The organism is Lysinibacillus canaveralius, assembly GCF_047301505.1.
In the GTDB taxonomy this organism is placed as follows: Bacteria; Bacillota; Bacilli; order Bacillales_A; family Planococcaceae; genus Lysinibacillus_B.
Window position 1 is genome coordinate 304,473 of the sequence record NZ_CP154840.1, and the last position, 21,219, is coordinate 325,691.

The 21,219-nt window shown below is 36.2% G+C and carries 20 protein-coding genes; 18 read left to right on the top strand and 2 right to left on the bottom strand.

Annotated features, from left to right (window positions below; all coding sequences use genetic code 11):
• Positions 1 to 67: 67 nt before the first annotated feature.
• A complete protein-coding gene (locus AA0Y26_RS01630) occupies positions 68 to 1,411 on the bottom strand; it encodes an MATE family efflux transporter (protein ID WP_413364540.1) in 1,344 nt (447 codons plus the stop codon).
• 297 nt (positions 1,412 to 1,708) lie between these two features.
• On the opposite strand from AA0Y26_RS01630, the gene AA0Y26_RS01635 reads away from it, so the two are divergent.
• The 17 genes from AA0Y26_RS01635 to AA0Y26_RS01715 all read left to right on the top strand — a co-directional run bounded on the left by AA0Y26_RS01635 (position 1,709) and on the right by AA0Y26_RS01715 (position 19,295).
• The gene (locus AA0Y26_RS01635; RefSeq protein WP_413364541.1) at positions 1,709 to 3,070 is read left to right on the top strand and encodes an FAD-binding oxidoreductase; all 1,362 of its coding nucleotides are present in this window, start codon (positions 1,709 to 1,711) and stop codon (positions 3,068 to 3,070) included.
• Positions 3,071 to 3,216: 146 nt separating this feature from the next.
• Positions 3,217 to 4,437: an RtcB family protein gene (locus tag AA0Y26_RS01640; RefSeq protein WP_413364542.1), complete on the top strand. Its 1,221-nt coding sequence runs from the start codon at positions 3,217 to 3,219 to the stop codon at positions 4,435 to 4,437.
• Positions 4,438 to 4,745: 308 nt separating this feature from the next.
• A complete protein-coding gene (locus AA0Y26_RS01645; protein ID WP_413364543.1) occupies positions 4,746 to 5,660 on the top strand; it encodes a LysR family transcriptional regulator in 915 nt (304 codons plus the stop codon).
• A gap of 136 nt (positions 5,661 to 5,796) precedes the next feature.
• The gene (locus AA0Y26_RS01650; RefSeq protein WP_413364544.1) at positions 5,797 to 6,933 is read left to right on the top strand and encodes a 5-methyltetrahydropteroyltriglutamate--homocysteine S-methyltransferase; all 1,137 of its coding nucleotides are present in this window, start codon (positions 5,797 to 5,799) and stop codon (positions 6,931 to 6,933) included.
• A 15-nt stretch (positions 6,934 to 6,948) separates the two neighbouring features.
• A complete protein-coding gene (locus AA0Y26_RS01655; RefSeq protein ID WP_413364545.1) occupies positions 6,949 to 8,286 on the top strand; it encodes an MFS transporter in 1,338 nt (445 codons plus the stop codon).
• A 397-nt stretch (positions 8,287 to 8,683) separates the two neighbouring features.
• On the top strand, positions 8,684 to 9,199 hold the full coding sequence (locus AA0Y26_RS01660; protein WP_413364546.1) for a GNAT family N-acetyltransferase: 516 nt from the start codon (positions 8,684 to 8,686) through the stop codon (positions 9,197 to 9,199).
• A gap of 262 nt (positions 9,200 to 9,461) precedes the next feature.
• A complete protein-coding gene (locus tag AA0Y26_RS01665; RefSeq protein WP_413364547.1) occupies positions 9,462 to 11,648 on the top strand; it encodes a DNA topoisomerase III in 2,187 nt (728 codons plus the stop codon).
• A gap of 304 nt (positions 11,649 to 11,952) precedes the next feature.
• Positions 11,953 to 12,333, top strand: coding sequence for a VOC family protein (locus tag AA0Y26_RS01670; protein WP_413364548.1), 381 nt, complete (start codon positions 11,953 to 11,955; stop codon positions 12,331 to 12,333).
• 386 nt (positions 12,334 to 12,719) lie between these two features.
• Positions 12,720 to 13,001 carry a hypothetical protein gene (locus AA0Y26_RS01675; RefSeq protein ID WP_413364549.1) on the top strand — a complete coding sequence of 94 codons (282 nt, stop codon included), beginning with the start codon at positions 12,720 to 12,722 and terminating at the stop codon, positions 12,999 to 13,001.
• A gap of 639 nt (positions 13,002 to 13,640) precedes the next feature.
• Positions 13,641 to 14,009: a hypothetical protein gene (locus tag AA0Y26_RS01680; protein WP_413364550.1), complete on the top strand. Its 369-nt coding sequence runs from the start codon at positions 13,641 to 13,643 to the stop codon at positions 14,007 to 14,009.
• A gap of 183 nt (positions 14,010 to 14,192) precedes the next feature.
• The gene (locus AA0Y26_RS01685; protein WP_413364551.1) at positions 14,193 to 14,648 is read left to right on the top strand and encodes a DnaD domain protein; all 456 of its coding nucleotides are present in this window, start codon (positions 14,193 to 14,195) and stop codon (positions 14,646 to 14,648) included.
• A gap of 647 nt (positions 14,649 to 15,295) precedes the next feature.
• On the top strand, positions 15,296 to 15,610 hold the full coding sequence (locus AA0Y26_RS01690; RefSeq protein WP_413364552.1) for a hypothetical protein: 315 nt from the start codon (positions 15,296 to 15,298) through the stop codon (positions 15,608 to 15,610).
• Positions 15,611 to 15,841: 231 nt separating this feature from the next.
• Positions 15,842 to 16,177 (top strand): ArsR/SmtB family transcription factor, encoded by a 336-nt coding sequence (locus tag AA0Y26_RS01695; RefSeq protein WP_413364553.1) that lies wholly within the window; start codon positions 15,842 to 15,844, stop codon positions 16,175 to 16,177.
• A gap of 41 nt (positions 16,178 to 16,218) precedes the next feature.
• Positions 16,219 to 17,217 (top strand): NADP-dependent oxidoreductase, encoded by a 999-nt coding sequence (locus AA0Y26_RS01700; protein WP_413364554.1) that lies wholly within the window; start codon positions 16,219 to 16,221, stop codon positions 17,215 to 17,217.
• 278 nt (positions 17,218 to 17,495) lie between these two features.
• Positions 17,496 to 17,873, top strand: coding sequence for a DUF5412 domain-containing protein (locus AA0Y26_RS01705; protein WP_413368005.1), 378 nt, complete (start codon positions 17,496 to 17,498; stop codon positions 17,871 to 17,873).
• 253 nt (positions 17,874 to 18,126) lie between these two features.
• Positions 18,127 to 18,615 carry a hypothetical protein gene (locus AA0Y26_RS01710; RefSeq protein ID WP_413364555.1) on the top strand — a complete coding sequence of 163 codons (489 nt, stop codon included), beginning with the start codon at positions 18,127 to 18,129 and terminating at the stop codon, positions 18,613 to 18,615.
• Between the two features lie 95 nt (positions 18,616 to 18,710).
• Complete coding sequence (locus tag AA0Y26_RS01715; RefSeq protein WP_413364556.1) at positions 18,711 to 19,295, top strand: hypothetical protein; 585 nt, start codon at positions 18,711 to 18,713, stop codon at positions 19,293 to 19,295.
• Positions 19,296 to 19,616: 321 nt separating this feature from the next.
• Here the strand turns inward: AA0Y26_RS01715 and AA0Y26_RS01720 are convergent, their stop codons facing one another.
• Complete coding sequence (locus AA0Y26_RS01720; RefSeq protein WP_413364557.1) at positions 19,617 to 19,823, bottom strand: hypothetical protein; 207 nt, start codon at positions 19,821 to 19,823, stop codon at positions 19,617 to 19,619.
• Between the two features lie 79 nt (positions 19,824 to 19,902).
• Between AA0Y26_RS01720 and AA0Y26_RS01725 the strand changes: the two genes are divergently transcribed.
• Positions 19,903 to 20,550: a hypothetical protein gene (locus AA0Y26_RS01725; protein WP_413364558.1), complete on the top strand. Its 648-nt coding sequence runs from the start codon at positions 19,903 to 19,905 to the stop codon at positions 20,548 to 20,550.
• Positions 20,551 to 21,219 lie beyond the last annotated feature (669 nt).

A 21,219-nucleotide genomic window follows, 5' to 3' on the forward strand; every position in this document is an offset into this window, starting at 1 on the left:
GCTAGTCTTTTATATAGTCCAAGAAAAAAGCTATACTGCCTCAGACAGTATAGCTATAACAGTAGTATTAGTTATTTGATGAAATAATAGAGTAGCGTTCCCATTTGCGGCTTCTCCAACGAAGAAGGACAAAGATGGCACGAAGCCATTCATCTGCTGCAATCGCAAGCCATATACCTACCAGACCCATATCCATAACAAAGACGAATAGGTATCCGAGCGATAAACTTACACATACCATTGTAAAAAAGCCGACTCTTACCGGGTAACGGGCGTCACCGGCTGCGCGCAGGGCGTTGATAAATGTCAGATTAATAGCGCGCCCCGTTTCTAGTACAATACCAAGCAAGAGAACTGAGGCTCCGATGGCCACAACTTCTTCGTTTGTTGTAAATAACCGCATGAAAGGTTCACGGAAAATCGTAATGATAACAACTGTTGGAATAGTTAACAGCATCGCCATTTTGATGCTGGACCATGCCCGGCTGTAGGCAATATCCTTTTCACCGGCACCGACGCTTCGCCCGATTAAAATGGCTGTCCCTGTTCCAATTGCCAGAGCGAACAGGTAAGTGAACATAGAGATGTTTACTGCATACTGTCTTGCAGCTAGTGATGCTGCGCCAAGATATGTCACATAGTAAAGGAATACAAGCTGGCATGCTTGATATAAAATTTGCTCAACGGCAGAAGGTACGCCAATCTTCAAGATTTCCTTTACATAGTTTTTGGAAAAAGTGTAAAAGTATCGATATTCAATTTTAATCTCTAACGAGCGGTACAGCAGCCAGAAGAAGACGACTGCGGCGATACCGCGGCTAATAACAGAAGAAAGACCTGCACCTGCAACTCCCATTTCGGGAAAACCAAATTTACCGAAGATGAATAGGTAGTTGAACAGGGCATTCAAAAAGTTCATGCCCGCCGCTAAATACATTGTTTGCTTCGTCAAACCTTGTACACGAATAATCGCAGAAGCAGAAGTAATAATAGCCTGGAAGAAAATCGATCCGCCTACAAATGTTAAATAAGTTGTTGCTGCGGCAAGGACATTACCTTCCAAATTCATAGCAGACAAAATTTTACCCGAAAATATAATAAATACTACACTTACCACAAGTCCCACGATGAGGTTAAGTGTAACAGACAAAGCCGAAAGTTTTGTTACGTCTAATAGACGATGTGATCCAATATATTGTGAAATGACAATAGAAGCTCCTGTTCCGATAACACCCAAAATTAAAATAGCAATTTGGACATATTGATTGGCTGCACCGACCCCGGCTACTGCTTCATCCGACACCGAACTCAGCATAAACGTATCGACCAATCCCATAAGCATGAATAAGAACAATTCTAGAAAAATAGGCCAAGTTAATTTAAATAAACTCAGCTCTTTTTTGTTTGTCATCTGACACCCCTGTTTCAGTTACGTATTTCAAAACAAGATGTATAGTAACATACTATTTCTCAAAAGTGTTGTAGAAGATTTCGAAAAAAGAAGCGAATTTTTAAATGGCGTTGTAACAACGTTTATACCCGAAATTCAGCAGATGAACCATTTGCTCCGCAACTCCATCATCCTTCAAATTAGCTTTTAAAACCTATTTTTTAGTAATGATGTAACAATCTGTTCATAAATAAAAGAGAATAAAAGTGCAGAATATTATAACTTTTAAGAGTGTTGTAAAATGGAAGAAAGGGGGAGATGAATTTGTTAATTGAAGAATTGAAAAAAGCCGTAGGGAATGTTTCTACTAATGAAACAGTAATGGGCCATCATAGTAAAACATTTACTTATCATAAGGCCAGTATGCCGGATGTGGTTGTCTTTCCGAAAACAGAGCAAGAACTAATCGATATTGTAGGGATTGCTAAAAAATATAAAAAGCCGATTGTGCCATACGGAGTGGGGACAAGCTTAGAAGCACAAACCATTCCCTATTATGGTGGAATTGTCGTAGATTTTTCGGAGATGAACGAGATTCTTGCCATTCGTCCGGAAGACTTTACGGTAACAGTCCAACCCGGGGTGACGAGAGAACAACTGAATCAGGCACTGAAACAATATGGATTGTTTTTCCCGGTTGACCCTGGCGCGAATGCAACACTCGGTGGTATGACAGCAACAAACGCAAGTGGGACGAATGCTGTAAAATATGGAACAATGCGCCAGCAAGTCCGTAAGCTCCGCGTCGTTCTCGCATCAGGAGAAGTTATTACAACCGGTGTGGATGCCGCAAAAACTTCAGCCGGCTATGCAGTAAAAGAACTATTTGTAGGGTCTGAGGGGACACTTGGTCTGTTTAGTGAGATTACTTTAAAGCTGTATGGTATTGAAGAATATAATGCGATCGCTAAACTAACATTCGATGCAATTACTGATGCGAGTGACGCAGCTTATCAAATTTTGGCGAGCGGAGTCAAAGTGACGAAAATGGAACTGCTTGATGCTGAAACGATTGCCATTGTTAATCAACAATCTCAACTTGATTTAAAAGCAGCCCCTTCTCTGTTAATTGAAGTGAGCGGTAGTAGAGAGGAAGTTGGGCTGCAATTAGCTGCTCTCCAGGAGTTGGCAGCGGATTGGACATGTAATTTACAGATGGAGACGGATTCATTGGCCCGCGCAAAACTTTGGCAGGCACGCCATGATGCCGCACTATCGATTGCAGCAGCAAATCCTGGGAAGCAGCTGATGTTCACTGATGTATGTGTCCCTTTATCCAAGTTGAGTGAAGCCATTTTGCATGCACGGCAAATTGTCGATGAATACAATATGAAAGCATCTATTTTGGGACATGTAGGAGATGGCAACTTCCATGTTGCCATGGCCATTGACCAGAATAATGAAGAAGAGGTGGCAGTAATGCACGCCATCAATGACCAAATTGTAGAATTCGCTCTTCAGCACGGAGGCACATGTACGGGTGAACATGGTGTAGGTATTGGGAAAAAGCGGTTTTTACAAAAAGAACATGACTCGACACTTTTCATCATGAAAGGTGTAAAAAAGCTGCTGGATCCTCATAACCTCTTCTCGCCGGGTGTCATTCTAGATGTAGAATAATGAAGAAAAAGGGGTATTTCCTGGGAAATTCCTTGATTTTTGAATTATAGGGAACATTTTGGGTTTTGGGACGTATAACACAGAAGAATGAGAAAACGAGATAGAGATTTTTATTTTAATCTATCTTTGAGACAAGGAGAGATTGGATGATTGAGATAAAAGGGCAATATACAGATGCCCTTATTTATACAAACAACCCGCAGGAGGCTGCTATTTCCCAAATTGAGGAGCTCGTTAACCAGCCTTTTATGGAAGGCGCGAAAGTCCGGATCATGCCGGATTATCATGCCGGAAAAGGCTGTGTAATCGGAACAACGATCGCATTGAATAATCGTGTTGTACCGAACTTAGTCGGGGTAGATGTAGGCTGCGGTGTATTTGTTGCTGAAATTGAAGAGACAGCAGTTGATTTTGACCAGCTGGACCGAACAATTCGGCAATTTGTACCGGCGGGTAATGACATTCATGAAGAAGCAAGTAATATAAGGTCAACGGAGCAGTTTGCAAATGATTTATTTGTAGCGAGTGGCCTGCATAATGACTATACGAACCGCTCTCTTGGAACACTTGGTGGAGGTAATCACTTTATAGAGCTTGCTAAAGATGAGGAAGGTAAACACTATTTACTCATCCATACAGGCTCACGGTATGTTGGTTCAAAAATTGCGAATTGGCATCAAAATCGTGCGTATGAATCGTTGCGCCGGATTGATTTGACGGAGAAGATTGAGGAATTAAAAGCTGCTGGAAGATATCAAGAGATCCAGCAAATGATTACGGAGTATAAAGATGAAAACCCAATTATCTCAAAGGAGCTGGCATATCTGGAAGGTGATTTATTTGCCGATTATATAGCAGATATGAAGCTCGCACAGCAGTTTGCTCACGAAAACCGCCAGATGATTGCCCGTATTATTGGAGAGAAGATGAAGTGGGGATATGGCCTGCAGTTCGATTCTGTGCATAATTATATCGATATTGACTCTATGATTTTGCGGAAAGGGGCTGTACGCGCAGGGGCAGGGGAACAGCTAGTCATCCCGATGAATATGCGTGACGGTTCGCTTATTTGCATTGGAAAGGGCAGTGCTGCCTGGAATGAATCCGCCCCACATGGTGCAGGCCGTATTTTCTCGCGTTCAGCTGCAATGAAAAATCTATCAATGGAAGATTTCAAGCAGACAATGCATGGTATTTGGACGACATCTGTTTCTGAGGAAACATTGGATGAAGCACCAATGGCATACAAGCCGATGCAGGAGATTATGGACCAGATTGGTGAAACTGTGGAAATCCAGAAACGTATTATTCCAGTTTATAACTTTAAGGCGAGTGACAAATGGACGGGGCCTAAGAAAAGGCAGTAACCGGGTAGATAGTAAACCTACATGAATATTCCTATAATGAAGGGGCTTTTTTTCGGAAATTCGAGATAAGTCCCCTCATTTTTTTATGGCCAGCTGATTTTTTGGCTGGTATTTGCTGTCTTCAATACTGATAAATCTAGGTAGTCCGCTTATTCGGACAAGAAGATGGAGCTTCCTGCACAAGTCCAATTAGAATCCTCATTTTCCTCTATTAAATTACTCATTTTCCCGCTGAATAATGTACTTTATGAGGGGGCATGTTATGATAGGCAAAATATTATTGATCTAAAGTGAAAGGTATGGATTTCATGACATTACAACAATTAAAATATGTGATTGAAGTTGCTAGAAGCCGCTCTATCAGTAAGGCGGCACATAATTTATTTATTAGTCAGCCCAGTCTTTCCAATGCTTTGAAGGAATTAGAAAAGGAAATGGGCATTACAATTTTTTTACGTACAAATCGGGGAATTGATCTTACACAGGAAGGGTCCGAGTTTTTAGGGTATGCAAGGCAAGTGGTCGAGCAGGCCGAGCTGCTTGAAAGCCGGTACTCCAATACAAAAATGCGCCAGCAGCATTTCTCTGTTTCTGCCCAGCACTATGCATTTGTAGTCAGTGCGTTCGTCCGTTTATTGGAAGACTATCATCGTGAGGAATATGAGTTTACATTACGGGAAACAAAGACATATGAAATTATTGATGATGTGAAAAAGATGCGCAGCGAAATCGGGGTATTATATGTCAATCATTTTAATAGGAATGTCATCCAAAAAATTCTGCGTGAAGGTAACTTAGTATTCCATTCATTGTTTGAAGCAAAGCCACATGTATTTATCAGCTCCAAAAACCCTCTTGCTGCAAGGGATTTTGTCACATTAGAGGAATTGGATCCCTATCCCTATTTATCGTTTGAGCAGGGTGATTACAATTCGTTTTATTTTTCAGAGGAAATCTTAAGCACCTTGTCACGGCCAAAGAACATCCGGGTAAGCGATCGTGCCACACTGTTCAACTTATTGATTGGTTTGAATGGATATACGATTTCAACCGGCGTCATCAGCCGTGAGCTTAATAATGATATTGTCGCTGTACCATTGCTGGTCGACGAGCAAATCGAGGTCGGTTATATTACGTTGAAGAACGGTTCTTTGAGCAGACTGGGTGCGATGTATATCGAATATTTACGTGAGACAATTAAAGAAGAACAAAATCTGATATAGTTTAAAGCTATATCAAGAGATAGTTTTAAGGTGTTACTTTATAAGGGTTCCCGGGTGCTATACTAGCATTAATCAGAATTCATTTTATAACTTATAGGAAAAGTTGGTTTTAATGATTTATAGAAAGAGGGAATCGATGATGACAACAGTAAAAGCACCATTTAAAGCAGATCATGTAGGGAGTTTTCTACGTACGGCCCCGATTAAAGAAGCACGGAAAGCATACGCAGACGGCAATATTAATCAGGCTGCGTTAAAACAAATTGAAGATCAGGAAATTGAAAAGCTAGTTCAAAAACAAATTGAAGTCGGATTGAAGTCCATTACGGATGGAGAGTTTAGACGTTCTTGGTGGCATTTAGATTTCTTGGCAGGTCTGCAGGGGGTTGAAATTTTTGAAACGGAATATGTCAGCAACTTTAAGGGAGCACAAACGCGTAACAACGCTATTAAAGTAGTTGATCAGGTGGATTTCAACGTTCATTATATGATTGAGCATTTTACTTTCTTAAAGGAAGCAGTAGAAAAGTACGGGGACGGAACACAAGTTGCAAAGTTTTCAATTCCAAGTCCGAATATGCTTTTTACACGTCTTCAAGGTGATGAGTATTACAACGGAGATAATGAACGTTTTTACAATGATACGGTTGCAGCTTATCAAAAGGCCATTCAAGCATTTTATGATGCCGGCTGTCGTTATCTTCAGTTGGATGATACATCTTGGATCGATTTCGTTTCTGAAGAGCGTATTCAAGCAGTAGAACAAAAAACAGGATTACCTGCTAGTAAAATCATCGAAAGACGTGTGAGCTGCTTAAATGATGCTATCGCAAACAAACCCGAAGATTTAACAATTACAATGCATATTTGCCGCGGAAACTTTAAATCTACTTACATTACAAGTGGCGGATATGATCATTTCTCAGATGCGATTTTTGCCCGCTTGAACGTGGACGGCCTATTCCTTGAGTATGATGATGAGCGTTCCGGAAGCTTTGAACCATTAAAAAGCTTTACACGCGACAATCAAATCGTTGTATTAGGGCTGGTGACTTCTAAATTTCCGGAACTTGAAGATGCGGCAGCAATTGAGGAACGAATTGCACAAGCAAGCAAGTTCATCCCGCTGAAAAATATTGCATTGAGTCCGCAGTGCGGCTTTTCAAGTACTGAGGAAGGAAATATTTTAACAGAGGAACAGCAATGGGAAAAAATCCGTCATATCGTAGCAATTGCTGAACGTGTATGGGGAACAGCAGAAGTGCGTCGATGAAGCGGAGGCAGCTAAGTGAATCCTGTTACTTTTTTTGAAGAAAGCAAGCTAAAGCCGTTCCATCTTATTTTAATATTTTGGCTGTTTATCATTTTGATGTTTGAAGGATATGATGTGGTCATTTACGGTGCCACCATTCCATTCCTGAAGGAGGAGTGGGGCATCTCTGATATCGCGGCAGGCTCAATCGGGAGCTACACGACGATCGGGACAGCTATTGGTGCTGTAGTGTTTGGTCTCTACTCGGACCGCTTCGGACGGAAGCGAATTATCATTTTCACTACGTTAATATTCAGTGTTTTTACCATGCTGTCAGGCTTTGCACCCAATGCACTCCTATTCACAATTTGCCGCGTGATTGCAGGGCTTGGGTTCGGGGGGGCAATGCCAACTATCGCCTCTCTTATTTCTGAATATGCCCCGCTAAAATACCGAGCAGCCATTATTTCATTTATTTTCTGCGGGTATTCTGTGGGGGCAATGGGCGCATCCTTTATTGGCCGTGCTCTATTGCCGGAGTTCGGCTGGCAGCCTATTTATTGGATTGGAGCGATTCCGCTGCTCTTTATCCCGATTTTGCTGAAGGTACTGCCAGAATCAACTGTTTACTTATTGCAAAAAAAGCAGCACGCGCAAATTGCCGCTACTGCTGAAAAAATTGAACCGGGTGTGGCAACGAACTTTCATTATTCATATCAACAACCTGCAAAGGGGCAAAAATCGCCTGTGCGTGCATTGTTTCAAAAGCGCTTCGCCGTCACAACCATTATGTTTTGGCTCTCGTGCTTCTGTACATTCATTTTAATGTATTCATTAAATACATGGTTACCGACATTAATGATGCAGGCTGGCTATAATTTGTCATCCAGCTTAATGTTTATTGCAGTGTTACAGCTTGGTTCCATCGTAGGAACGTTAACGCTGAGTACTTTAATTCAAAAAGCAGGATTCAAAAATGTATTAATGCCGCTCTATTTAGTCGGTGCGGTTGCGCTGACATTGATCGGCTTCTCAACGAATTTGTACGTAGCATATGTACTGATTTTCCTAATTGGTGCTGCTACGTTGGGGCTGCAAAATATGTCCAATGCTTTTGTAGCAGCATACTATCCGGCAGAAGTACGCTCGGTAGCATTAGGAAGCACAATGGCCTTTGGTCGTATCGGCTCGATTTTGGCCCCAACATATGTTGCCGTGTTACTTACGATGGATTTACAACCACAATATAATTTCATTGCGATCGGTATTGCCGCTATTTTCGGAATGATTGCGATGTTCTTTATTAATGATAAACATGCCGATTATGCTGAAGAAGAGCTTGAAACAATCCCAACAAAAATAGTTAAAGCATGATAGTCGCTATGTTCTCTAGTAAGGCCGCTGAAAAACGTACATTTCTAGTGACTGTAAATGTTTTTAGAACCAAAAGGCAATTTGTCGTCTGATGTTGGACTGCAAATTGCCTTTTTGCTTCTTTATTTTATGGAGGATGTTAAGTGTTCATTTGAGATTTACCTTGAATATGGCAGATGCTCATTGAATCTTCAAACTCATTTCTATATTTGAATTGCCTATTTTTTTCTTCACCTTTACATCGTAGTAGAATGAGTTTCACTTTTGGTACCCTACTAATATCAATCTTCTATAGCTGTGTTTTTTCTAAATCAATAAATAGAAGATAGATAACAGGATAATGGAGTTATGTTATATTATACCAAAGGGCAATTGTGTAAAAACAGGGGGATAAAATATGGATATCGAAACAGAAAGGCTTATTATCAAAACATTTACAGAATATGATTGGCAGGATGTTCTTGCCTATACGTCAAGGGAAGACGTGATGAAATACATACCGGAGGGTGTCTTCAGCGAGGAAGATGCGAAAAAGTTTGTCCAGGATCATGCAGGGGAAGGGGCAAAATATTTTCCGGTAAGAATAAAAGGAGAAGAAACGATTATCGGTCATATCACCTTTTTCAAGTATTTTGGCGACCATACATATGAAATTGGATGGGTATTTAATCCCGACTATTTTAATAAAGGGTATGCGACGGAAGCGGCATGGGCGGTTGTCAACTATGGATTTACGAAAATGAACCTGCACCGCATCATTGCTACATGCCAGCCGGAAAATATTCCATCCTATCGGGTGATGGAAAAGATCGGCATGCGACGTGAAGGCTATTTTAAAAAATGTATCCCACATGGAGACAGCTGGTGGGATGAATACTACTATGCTGTGCTTGCAGAAGAGTGGAATGAATAGGAAAAGGGGGCGGATTCCGCCCCCTTTCTTTTAGGTGAAGATTAGTCGAACTTCAAGCCCTTCAAAGTCTTTACTGCTGGAGCATAAAATATTCTCTATCGAATGGATACTTTAGAAATATAATATAGGGTACACTTTAGGATTGAATAATACTTTTTTATCAAGCTTTATTCCAAACCAATATAAGCTTTGTTGAAAAGAGATATAAGTAAAAAGCATGTGCTATATTAAAAGCAAGGATTTAAGAAAGGATGTTTAACCTATGGCAAAGAGCCTTGTACTAGCAGAAAAGCCTTCAGTCGCTCGTGATATCGCGAATGTATTGAAGTGTCATAAAAAAGGAAATGGATTTTTAGAAGGGGACAAATACATCGTCACATGGGCTTTAGGACATTTAGTCACACTAGCAGACCCGGAAAGCTACGACGAGAAATATAAAAAGTGGAATTTAGAAGATTTGCCGATGCTGCCGGAGCGCTTAAAGCTCACAACGATTAAACAAACTAGCAAGCAATACAATGCTGTAAAATCGCAGCTAACACGTAACGACGTAAACGAAATTATTATTGCGACAGATGCAGGCCGTGAAGGTGAGCTTGTAGCGCGCTGGATTATTGACCGTGCCAAAGTAAATAAGCCGATTAAACGTTTGTGGATTTCATCTGTAACAGATAAGGCGATTAAAGAGGGGTTTGCAAATTTAAAGCCTGGTAAAGCATATGAAAATCTTTATCATGCAGCTGTAGCTCGCAGCGAGGCTGACTGGTACCTAGGGCTGAATTCAAGTAGAGCACTCTCTACAAAATTTAATGCTCAATTAAATACTGGCAGGGTTCAGACGCCCGTTGTTGCAATGGTAGCAGCTCGAGAAGATGAAATTAAGAATTTCAAAGCGCAAACGTATTATGGGATTGAAGCAAATACACCAGAATTAAAATTAACATGGCAAGACGCAAACGGTAACTCTCGTAGCTTTAATAAGGAGAAAATCGATGCGATTGTAAATTCAATAGATAAACAAAATGCAAAAGTAATCGGGGTAGAACGCAAACCAAAGAAATCTTTCTCTCCAGGATTATATGATCTAACAGAGTTACAGCGCGATGCCAACAAAATGTTCGGCTATTCAGCTAAAGAGACGTTAAATATTATGCAAAAACTATACGAGTCCCATAAAGTGCTTACTTACCCTCGTACAGATTCCCGTTATTTATCTTCTGACATTGTTAGTACGCTTCCAGAGAGATTAAAAGCGTGTGGTATAGGTGAATATCGTTCATTAGCAAATAAGGTGCTTACAAAGCCAATTAAAGCCAATAAATCGTTTGTAGATGATAGTAAAGTATCGGATCACCATGCAATTATTCCGACAGAGGAATATGTGAACTTTGCAAATTTTACAGATAAAGAACGTAAAATTTATGATTTGGTAGTAAAACGTTTCTTAGCCGTTTTATTCCCAGCCTATGAGTATGAGCAATTGATAGTGCAAGCTAAAATCGGTAATGAAAAATTCATTGCACGTGGTAAAACAGTCATTGCTGCAGGTTGGAAAGAAGTTTACTCAAATCGTTTTGATGATGAAGAAACGAATGAAGATATAAAAGAACAATTACTTCCTCGTCTTGAAAAAGGACAGGAGTTAAAAGTGAATTTAATTTCTCAGACTTCTGGTCAAACAAAACCACCTGCGCGATTTACTGAGGCTACATTATTATCGGCAATGGAAAATCCAACGAAATACATGGATACACAAGATAAGCAGCTTGCAGATACGTTAAAATCAACAGGTGGCTTAGGTACGGTAGCTACACGAGCTGATATTATCGATAAGCTATTCAACTCATTCCTAATCGAAAAGCGTGGAAAGGATATTCATATCACTTCTAAAGGCCGCCAATTACTCGATTTAGTTCCTAGCGAATTAAAGTCCCCTGAAACAACAGCTGAATGGGAACAAAAATTAGAGTTAATTGCTAAAGGAAAATTAAAGAAAGAGACGTTTATCAATGAAATGAAGCAGCATACGAAAGAAATCGTAGCTGATATTAAAAATAGCGATAAGAAATTTAAACATGACAATGTATCTACAAAATCTTGTCCAGACTGTGGGAAGCCTATGCTTGAAGTAAACGGTAAAAAAGGCAAAATGCTTGTGTGCCAAGATCGTGAATGTGGTCACCGTAAAAATGTTGCACGCGTAACAAATGCCCGCTGCCCACAATGTAAGAAGAAACTAGAGCTGCGTGGTGAAGGCGATGGACAAATTTTTGTATGTAAATGTGGTCATCGTGAAAAGTTATCTGCTTTTGAAGCACGTCGTAAAAAAGAAGGCGGCGGTAAGGTGGATAAACGTAGTGTACAGAAATATATGAAGCAGCAAGAGAAGGAAGCAGAGCCTATTAATAACGCATTTGCCGATTTATTAAAGGGCATGAAATTTGATTAATCCCAAAACGAAGTAACAAAGAGGTCCCGCTATCTTGAAATAGCGAGGCCTTTTTTGATATGTGCAGTTTTATGAAAAAGAACAGAATTTAAATAAAGCACGATTATTAAAATAAAGATTGGTCATGTACAGAGGAAATAAATTTGTTAAATATACAATAAAGTCATTTGAAAAATAATAAAGGTATTTAAAAATCCTTATACAACAAACGGGGCAGATTAATTGCAGAAGGATTTTTACTTTCCAATAAAGAATAATGATTTAAATAGTAAAATTATTTATCTTATGAGGAGGTAAAAGGAATATGTTTAGTAAAGTCGGTCAAATTATGCTGTATGTCAATAACCAAGATGAGGCAGTTGAATTCTGGACAGAAAAATTAGGCTTTACTGTAATAGCTGAAGAAAATAATAATCAAGGATTGAGATGGATTGAAATTGCTCCCACAAAAGGTGCAGATACAAGCCTCATTCTGCACAATAAGGATTTCGTTTCTAAAATGTCTCCTGGATTAAATCTCGATACGCCCTCATTAATGTTTTTCACAGAGAATCTCGAAAAATTACATAGTGACTTATTGGATAAAAAAATTACAGTCGGAGATATTGTAAATATGCCGTCTGGTAGAGTTTTTAACTTTGCAGATTATGAAGAGAACTATTTTGCAGTAATGGAAAATAGGTAGATTTCTAAACAACAAGATGAGATCTGCCGATAAAGCTGCGAAAGAATGAAACAACTATAATATCCTTTTAAGAAACAATATTCTTTGAGGTCACTTCAATTCTAAAAAACTTCTAAGAGCCTTACTACATACCAAAATGTAGTAAGGCTTTTGTTTATTAGAGCGAAAATAAACAACTTTATTATGGCTCTGTAGGGCAAAATTCTTGTGTAGAAACAATAGATTTTTTCTTATTCCATAATTCGGCCAGATTACGGAGTAATACCATTTTTGTAAATGGATATATATGTTAAAATGCTAGTAAGGAAATAATGTACTTTACCGATTGAAACAGTTTAATTGAACAAGAATACCATTTAGACAAGGGGAGTCGAGGGAGAAACGGTATGAAGTACATTTTATTAATAATTGCTATAGTAGTGATCTTTGTTAAAGGTAATTGGTATGTTCGTGGTAAAAGGATTAATAATAATTTGGTGAGATATAGTATATTTAGTATTTTATCTAGCGTAATTTTGGCTATTTTACACATGAATATGTACGATACTTTTGATGGCGATATTATTAAAGATGAATTAATTAGTGTTTCAGCTATATTTACTGCTTATATGATAATATTTATTTTTTATCCCATTTTGAGAAATACAATTCACAAGTATAGCGATTAACAGAGAATACATTAAGACTGTAATTTGTTGTGCTCAACTAACGAGGGACTTTATTTGAATAATGATATTCCACAATCGGACCATTTTCTTGAATAACACTTTATGGTAAAGTTACAGAATAAGTAAACGAATATACTATGGAGGAAATAAGTTGAAAATAATAATCTACATACTTTATATATTATCGTTTTTCTCATTAATAACATTATTTTACTCTATTAATGATAATTCGTTTGATTGGAAGAGCGTAATTTATACAATCGCATTATTATACTCTGCAATTACTTTACAACAACAACTGAAGGAGAATGAGAATTAGAAAAAGGTTTATTGTGTGGAAATCCAATAAACTGGGTGCTTCATTCGCATATCACTATTCCACAATAGGGCGCTTTTCTTGAATAAGAAAAGTGCTTTATTCAATTAAAGGGCCAGATTGTTGAATAACAACTTTTTATGAAATATTACCAAACGACGGTTTGGGAAGGTTATAAGGATGACTTTTGAAACTTTTATAATTGAATTAATGTAAATATAGTAATGACTTATTGTAGGGAGGGGTTTATTGTTTTTATTTATTATTTTTTATTTAGTTTAGGTGTGTTATTTGTTATAGGCAGTGTGATTTTTTTTATTCGTATGTATAGAAAGAGAGAAATTAAGTTTTGGTCAACGATTAAAATGCTGTGCGGTTTTCTAATGGGACTCCTCATTTTATGGATAACTGTTCCAAGCTTAAAATATGTAATAACGAAAGACTTCATTATTGTTAATGGGAAATGCACGATAGAAATATCTTCATCTGGTCGTTCTTCTGATGCGAGTTTCAATATGCTTCATTCAGGTGAACAATTTACTTTCAATAAGATTCCTGAACTCGATGCCTATGGTAAATCAATTCCTTATGACTGTGAGGTTACGGTGACTAAAGACCATATGTGGACAATGGATTATAAAATTTACGATTTAAAGACTGGAAAGCTTATCGATTCACACACACGTGAGTAGCTTATTCTTTGAAAAAATAAGAAGAATAAATAATACATATGTAGTTGAAAATGCACCCAAATCTCGCTTTGAGGACATTTTTTCTTCAACTAACGAGGCAGGTTAGTTCAATAAAAAGATTAGATAGGAAAGGAAATATGTGCAAAAATATAACTTAAAACTACTGGATTAGGGAGGAAAGGAATGACAAAAGATAAAGAAGGAAGGAAAGAAGTACAAGGTAACTTAATACATGGGACGACACCTGAAGAACGATTTCAAGAAACACACGGAATGACAATAGAGGAATGGAGTGCCAGGAAATTTAAAGACAAAACAGGAATGACACCAGATGAATGGTATGTAAACAAGGTGAAATCTACAACACCTTTTGATTTCATTAATGAATGCTACGGTACTGTTACCGAAGACGATATAAAGCTTGTTAAGGATTTGCAGTTATTAGGAATAAAAAATGGCGTAATAAATATATTACTTCATTATGTTGCAATTTTTAGTAGAATCGGAAGGGTTCACTCGTTGGTAAAAGAAATAGGTGAAAATTGGCATAAGGAAGATATTTCAACTGTTGAAAAGGCTATTAACTTCGTTAGAGAAGAACAGAAGAAGTCTACAGAGTCATCAGAGAAGGACTTATAAATTATACAAAACAAATCTAATAAACGTTCCCAAATAAAAGTTTGGAAACACACAAAAAAGCCGTGAATGTTGAAATTAACGTTTCGCGGCTTTTTCTATGAACATTATTTATACAGCTTTTTATGCAAAGGTATATAAAGATAGCCGCAGTAAGACTTTTCAAGATTTTACAGGAAACGTTGTAGGGGTGTTATCTGAATAAAAACCTGTATATAGAGACTTTATAAATCTGTAATTTTCTTAATCCTCTGCTTCAATTACTTGAGATTTAGATGAAACGATCTTCCACAATCGGGCGCAATTCTTGAGAATTGTGCCTTTTTCAGCAATAGGGCCAGATTGTGGAATAAGGGTTCTAATCAGATTTCTGCAGATTCACACGATAAGCAAAGAAATGTATTATTGCTGTTTTATGCAAAGTGGTTTTTTATTTTAGTTTTAATATCTTAAATTTTGGTTTAATTCTGTATGATTAAAAAAGGGAAGTATTGCGTAAGGCAAAATAGGCAATATTTTAATAATTTTAGTTCAGCAAGGTAAGCAGAACTGCTCTTTAGGACAGGATATTTTCGCTAATTAATAGTTAGGCTGTTATTTGTATGTTTGCTTGATCACTTTTAATTAAACAAATTAATGGAGGTGATAAAATGACTCAACTACAAGTATTTAGGAATGCTTTTATCGCATTATTAGTTATATTTGTGCTAAGTTTCACTTACATGTTCAGCCAAGTAGACGTTATTACAACTAAAGAAATCACAGAAGAACAAATAGTAGAAGAAGACGGACAACACTACATAGTCTTAGAATTCGAAAGCCGAAAATTAAAAATTAGCGAAGATTTACTGCAAAGTATAGAGCTAGATAAATATAAAGAATATAATATCTCTTACTCGTACAACAAACTGTTTTCTAAAACAGGGAAAATCAACAGCATAATACCTTACGGTAAAACTCCATAAAGTTGTATCCTCGTTCAACAATAGGGCGCTTTTCTTGAAAAAGGAAAAGTGCTTTTTATATTGAAGAGCCATTTATGAAACAAATGAATTTATAAAGTTTATATAAAAATTGATTCGTCTCGATTTGCTTTCTCAATATTGAACCAAACTTAACAATATAATATTGTTGTGTTCAGTGATATGGTTCGTCGACTTAAACCATTCAACTGAGTATTGGAGGTATTTCATTGAATGAATAAACAGGACCAACTAAATAATATCAAAGAAGATTTTATTAGTTCTCAAAAAGTATTACAGGCGATTGGTGATGAAACCCGTCAATCGATTCTTTTAGTATTAATGGGAACTGATTGTCAAACAGGGTTGCGTGTTGGCGAAATCACCGAAAAAACGCATCTTTCTCGACCTGCTGTTTCACATCATCTTAAGATTTTGCGGGAGGCCGATGTTATATTAATGCGTAAAGAAGGCACAAAAAACTTTTATTTTATTAATATACGTTCAAAAATAAGTTTATTAAAAAATCTTGTGACGGATATTGGTAAATTTTTGGAAGATTTTCATTGAGTTAAGGAATGTAAAATACAAAAGTTGGAGGAACAGACGCAATGAGAGCAATGGTTATAGAAAAGTATGGGAAGGTTCCAATGCGTTTGGCAGAAATGCCTACACCAGAAATCAATGAATATGAGGTGCTTGCAGAAATACATGCAGCTAGTATCAATCCCATTGATTTTAAGATACGTGATGGGAAAGTGAAATTGTTGCTTAAATATAAAATGCCTCTTATTCTTGGGAGCGACTTTTCTGGTGTCGTGGTTAAAGTTGGCGCAAAAGTGACTCATTTTAAGGTTGGTGACGAAATATATGCACGTCCACGTAAGAGTAAAATTGGTACTTTTGCTGAATATATTTCTGTTCATGAAGATGATATCGCCTTAAAACCGAAAAATTTAACCTTTGAAGAAGCAGCTTCAATTCCATTGGTTGGGTTAACAACATATCAAGCGTTTGTAGACATTTTACAATTACAAAAAGGTCAAAAGATTTTAATTCAAGCTGGAGCTGGTGGCGTTGGTACTTTTGCAATTCAACTGGCAAAATTAATGGGAGCCACTGTTGCAACGACCGCCAGTGAAGCCGGTATGTTTTTAGTGAAATCTCTTGGTGCAGATGAAATTATTAATTACAAAACAGAAAAATTTGAAGAAACATTAAAAAATTATGACGCAGTATTTGATACACTTGGGGGCGAGATACTAGAAAAGTCATTTAATGTTGTCAAAAACGGAGGTAAAATTGTTTCCGTTTCGGGATTGCCGAATGCTCGTTTTGCAAAAGAATATGGTGCAGGATTTTTTAAAACATTGTTGTTTTCAGCAGCAAGCAGTAAACTTGCTGCACTTGAAAAAAAGCATAATGTTCAATATACATTTTTGTTTATGGAACCCAGTGGAGAACAATTAAGTATCATTGCAAACTATATTGAAGCAGGTGATATTAAACCCGTAATAGATAAAGTCTTTTCTTTTGATGATGCTCAAAAGGCGATGGAATACGCAGAGTCTGGTAGGGCAAAAGGAAAAATAATATTAAAATTCAAATGACATTGAAGAGTAACTAAAGTTTGCATAGTAATAGTAAGTAATTTTGAAAACGAATAAAGATTTTCGTGATTTTCAATACTCAACAATCGGGCGCAATTCTTTAATAAAGAAAACATCACTTTCCATTAAAGGGCCAGATTGTGGAATAACAATCTTTGAATGGATGTTACTAAACGATGCATTGGGAACCAAATGAAATAAAAAAAGTCTACAAGAAAGGAATTATTTAACTTCTCCTCAAAAGTAAAAAAGGGGTGTATTGTGTGACTGCTAACTCAATGATAAAAGGGGCAAAGCGAAAAAAGATAGTAAAAATTTCACTGATTATTAGCTTTTTATTTATAGGTTTTATTGGATATGGAATTTATTGGGCATTTTTTGATATGAATAGGTTGCCAACTGGAGAATTTCTTACGGAAGAAACCTCACCTGATGGTAAATATAGTTTAAAAGCCTATGTATCGAGTCCAAGCTTAAGTGCCGATGCAGTGAGAGGTGAATTAGTATTTAATGAGCGTAATGCTAAAACAAAAAATATCTACTGGAATTATCGAGAATCAACAGCCAAAATTGAGTGGTTAGATAATAATACAGTTGTAATTAATGGGCATACTCTTGAAGTTCCTAATGAAAAATTCGATTTTCGTAAACAATAATTCGCTTTTACAGTTTTTATGCAAGTATATAAACAGGGGCTACCATAATAATTTTTAAGATTATGAAGAGTGTGATATCTGAATAAAAACTTGTATATTAAATTGAAAAAACGATATTCAACAATCGGACGCAATTCTTTAATAAGGAATGATTCTTCTTCCATTAAAAGTATTTTTATGGAATAAAGCGGTTGTTAAAAATGTAGAGATTTGAAATAATTAATTTATTGATGTTGATAAAGGAGTCCTTTAAGTGGCTAAATTAAGAGATTGCTCGAGTAAACATAGTTGTGAAGTGGAAATAAATTTGAAATTAGTTAATTCGGAGAGTGTAAAATTTTCCATTAGTTTTCGATCAGGTAAAGTCTTTCCCGAGATACACACGGAATTTACTTGCTTAAAGAGAGACTTTTTGAAACTGTTAGACGACGTAAAACAAATTGATAATGTGCATCTAAGTATGCTAGAGACTCAAGATCCAGGTCTAAGTATTTATCACATACCGGAAAATGGCATTTATAACTTTCCAGGTTATGGACTATTTCAGATGCCTGAAGATGAAAGGAAAGAACGTGAACCACGTTATAAATTAATTTTTGTTTTAGATGCAGGTGAAAAGAATCATTCCCGTGCAACAGAATGTGGTCCTGCATTGTGTCTTATTGTAAAAATGGAACAGATTAATGAATTCATAAAGTCTTTAAAATCGGAGTTAAATAGTTTTGAAGAAGAAAAAAATTAAAGTTTTAAAAATATTCAACAATCGGGCGCATTTCCAGAGTATGCATTTTAAGGAGTAACACAATGTAGCAATTAGTGAAGTAGGGATGTGATTGGATGTTTCAATATGGATTTCCAAACTATTTGAGGGATGATGTGACTAATGTAATTGGACTGATTCCTAAGCAGACTTATAATAATGTCACTCTTGATGAATCGCAAGAGACTATTGAATATTTTCAAGATGAAAACGTAATAAAAGTTCCTTATCGTATTTACAACATTGATAACTCAGATAAATTTATAAACAATTTAAGTGTACAACAAAAAATGATTTTGCACTGTATTTATTCAAGAAGTAGTGATGGGTTTGTTCGCCAAAAACATCTGAATTCATTGCTTTTAATGGATTATGAAGATTGGACTATCCCTTATATCGTAAAAATATGTGATGAATATGTCGTAGAGATACTAGAAATGACTTATGATATCTTAAAAGAACAAGACACAGAACCAATTAAGAGATTTTGTTTTAATAATATTGATTCGTTTTGCAAAAGTTATAGTAGAATGATTAGCTATTGGAACGAATATTACAGGAAAGATTATAATAATTTTCATCAATATATTGGTAGGAAGCTTTTTAGAGATTGTTTTGGATACTCTAGATCAATGGAACGTAAGAAAAATAGGAATTTATGAAATCAAGCATATGAGCAATTATTCAATAACTATATTCAACAATCGGGCGCGATTGTGGAAGATCAGCAGTAGAAAATGATCAAATTTTTTTATAAAAATTGCACATTGTTTCATAAAGAATTAACCCGTTTTGAACAAACTTTTTTCAAAACGGGTTCTTTTCATTTAACTAAAAATATAGGTCTGTGCGTTGTTTTTGACCAAACTTTATTCTAAAGCTACATTATATTTTGCGATTAATATAATCAACAAGCATTTTGCTGTTTTAACTATTTAGTATTTTAACAATATCGTTGTAAAAAAAGCCAGTGTTACAAATTTTCATTGCTCTGTTTTTTTTGACTTTTGAAAAGTATACATCAATTGAATTAACCATATAACCAGCAGAATTGCAGGTATCGTTATTTTTTCTGCAGTTGTTGGAGCTAAGATGAAAATAATTATAGAACTTACTAATAACAAAGGAATTCCTGCATACAATGTCCTTTTGAATTTTTCAGGGTAAGTTAATTTATGGTAGAATTTCATTATTTTCCTCCTTTTTCTTTTATTTTATATTCTTTAATGATAACATAACTTTAATCTGATATTAATGAGGAGTAATAAAATGAAAAAGAAATTGAAGAAAATCTCTATGGTTTTATTAAGTTCATTTTTGTTTTTGTTTTCCTTTAAGCCTTTATTAGAGACGGTGAATGCTCAAGAAAATTCCTTGAAGGAGATTAGTCAAAGTGATTTTTCGAAGATTAAGAACTATGAAAGCCTTCTTGTAACCTTGTTGCAAAATGAAGAAGATATTATCTCAGCTTATTGGTTAGATGAAGCAGTTAAATCTGGTGTTATTAATATTTACAATAAAAAAGAAGATAAGTATTATAATTTGTATGTAGAAGAGGATTCTATTAACTACTATAGTGTCCAATATTATGTGGACAAAGAGTCTGGCGATGCAAATTTTGAATTGTATTCTGTTGGTGAAAATAATGTAATTACACATGAGTATACATCTACCATTTTAAAAGAAACTGGTGAAGTAAATCACACTATAGGTACGTATAGTTCAAGTAACGCAGTCTATAAATGGGCTTGTATTTTTTCTAGCCGTATTGCATGTATAGCAGCTGCTGGAACATTAGGATTTGGCGTAGCAGGTCCTTTTGGAGCTACTGCAGCAACTCTTGCATGTGGTTATGTGTTCGGAACATTAGTTGAGAAATATGGAAGTAAGGAAGCTGCTTGTAAAATTTTTAGTTGAATGTAGAAATAATATGAATAAACAAAAGCCCGTTACCAATAAAGGTGACGGGCTTTGATCTTATTTTTATGACTTTTATCTTAGTCCGCAATTTATTTCAGTGAAGGTTTTTTCTCTTAATGCTAATTAATCCGAAAAGCAATTGTATGTTTTCTTGATATTAATTAAACTGCCTAATGAATATTGGGGAATTAAGAATGTGACACATTGCAGTTCAAGCTTTACAATATTCTTTACTATTGGTTCCTAGCGATTTTTGATTAGGGTATATGAATTTCTTGCAAGCAGCACATGTTCTGGAAAAGCCTGTTGTAGTAATAATATGGAAATTTCTTGAAAAGAATATCATTGCAATCGCTACAAAACTAAACAAAATAGCAGCGATAATTGTTATGGTTGTGGATTTGAAATAAAGTTCGATAATTTATATTAAAGTTTGCTTGTTTATAAAAAAGTTTGTGTGGCTTTGAAATAAAGTTGAACTGTTTAAAAAAAAGTCGTACCGTTTATAAAAAAGTTTAACCGTTTATAAAAAAGATGAACCGGAATTTCCTATCTCTATAAAGAAGGGATTTCGGTTTTCTTGTGGATTAAGAACCTGTTAAGTGATAATAAAGTTATTCCATTAAAGGGCCATTTAATGGAATAGAGCTCAATAAGAAAATTGGA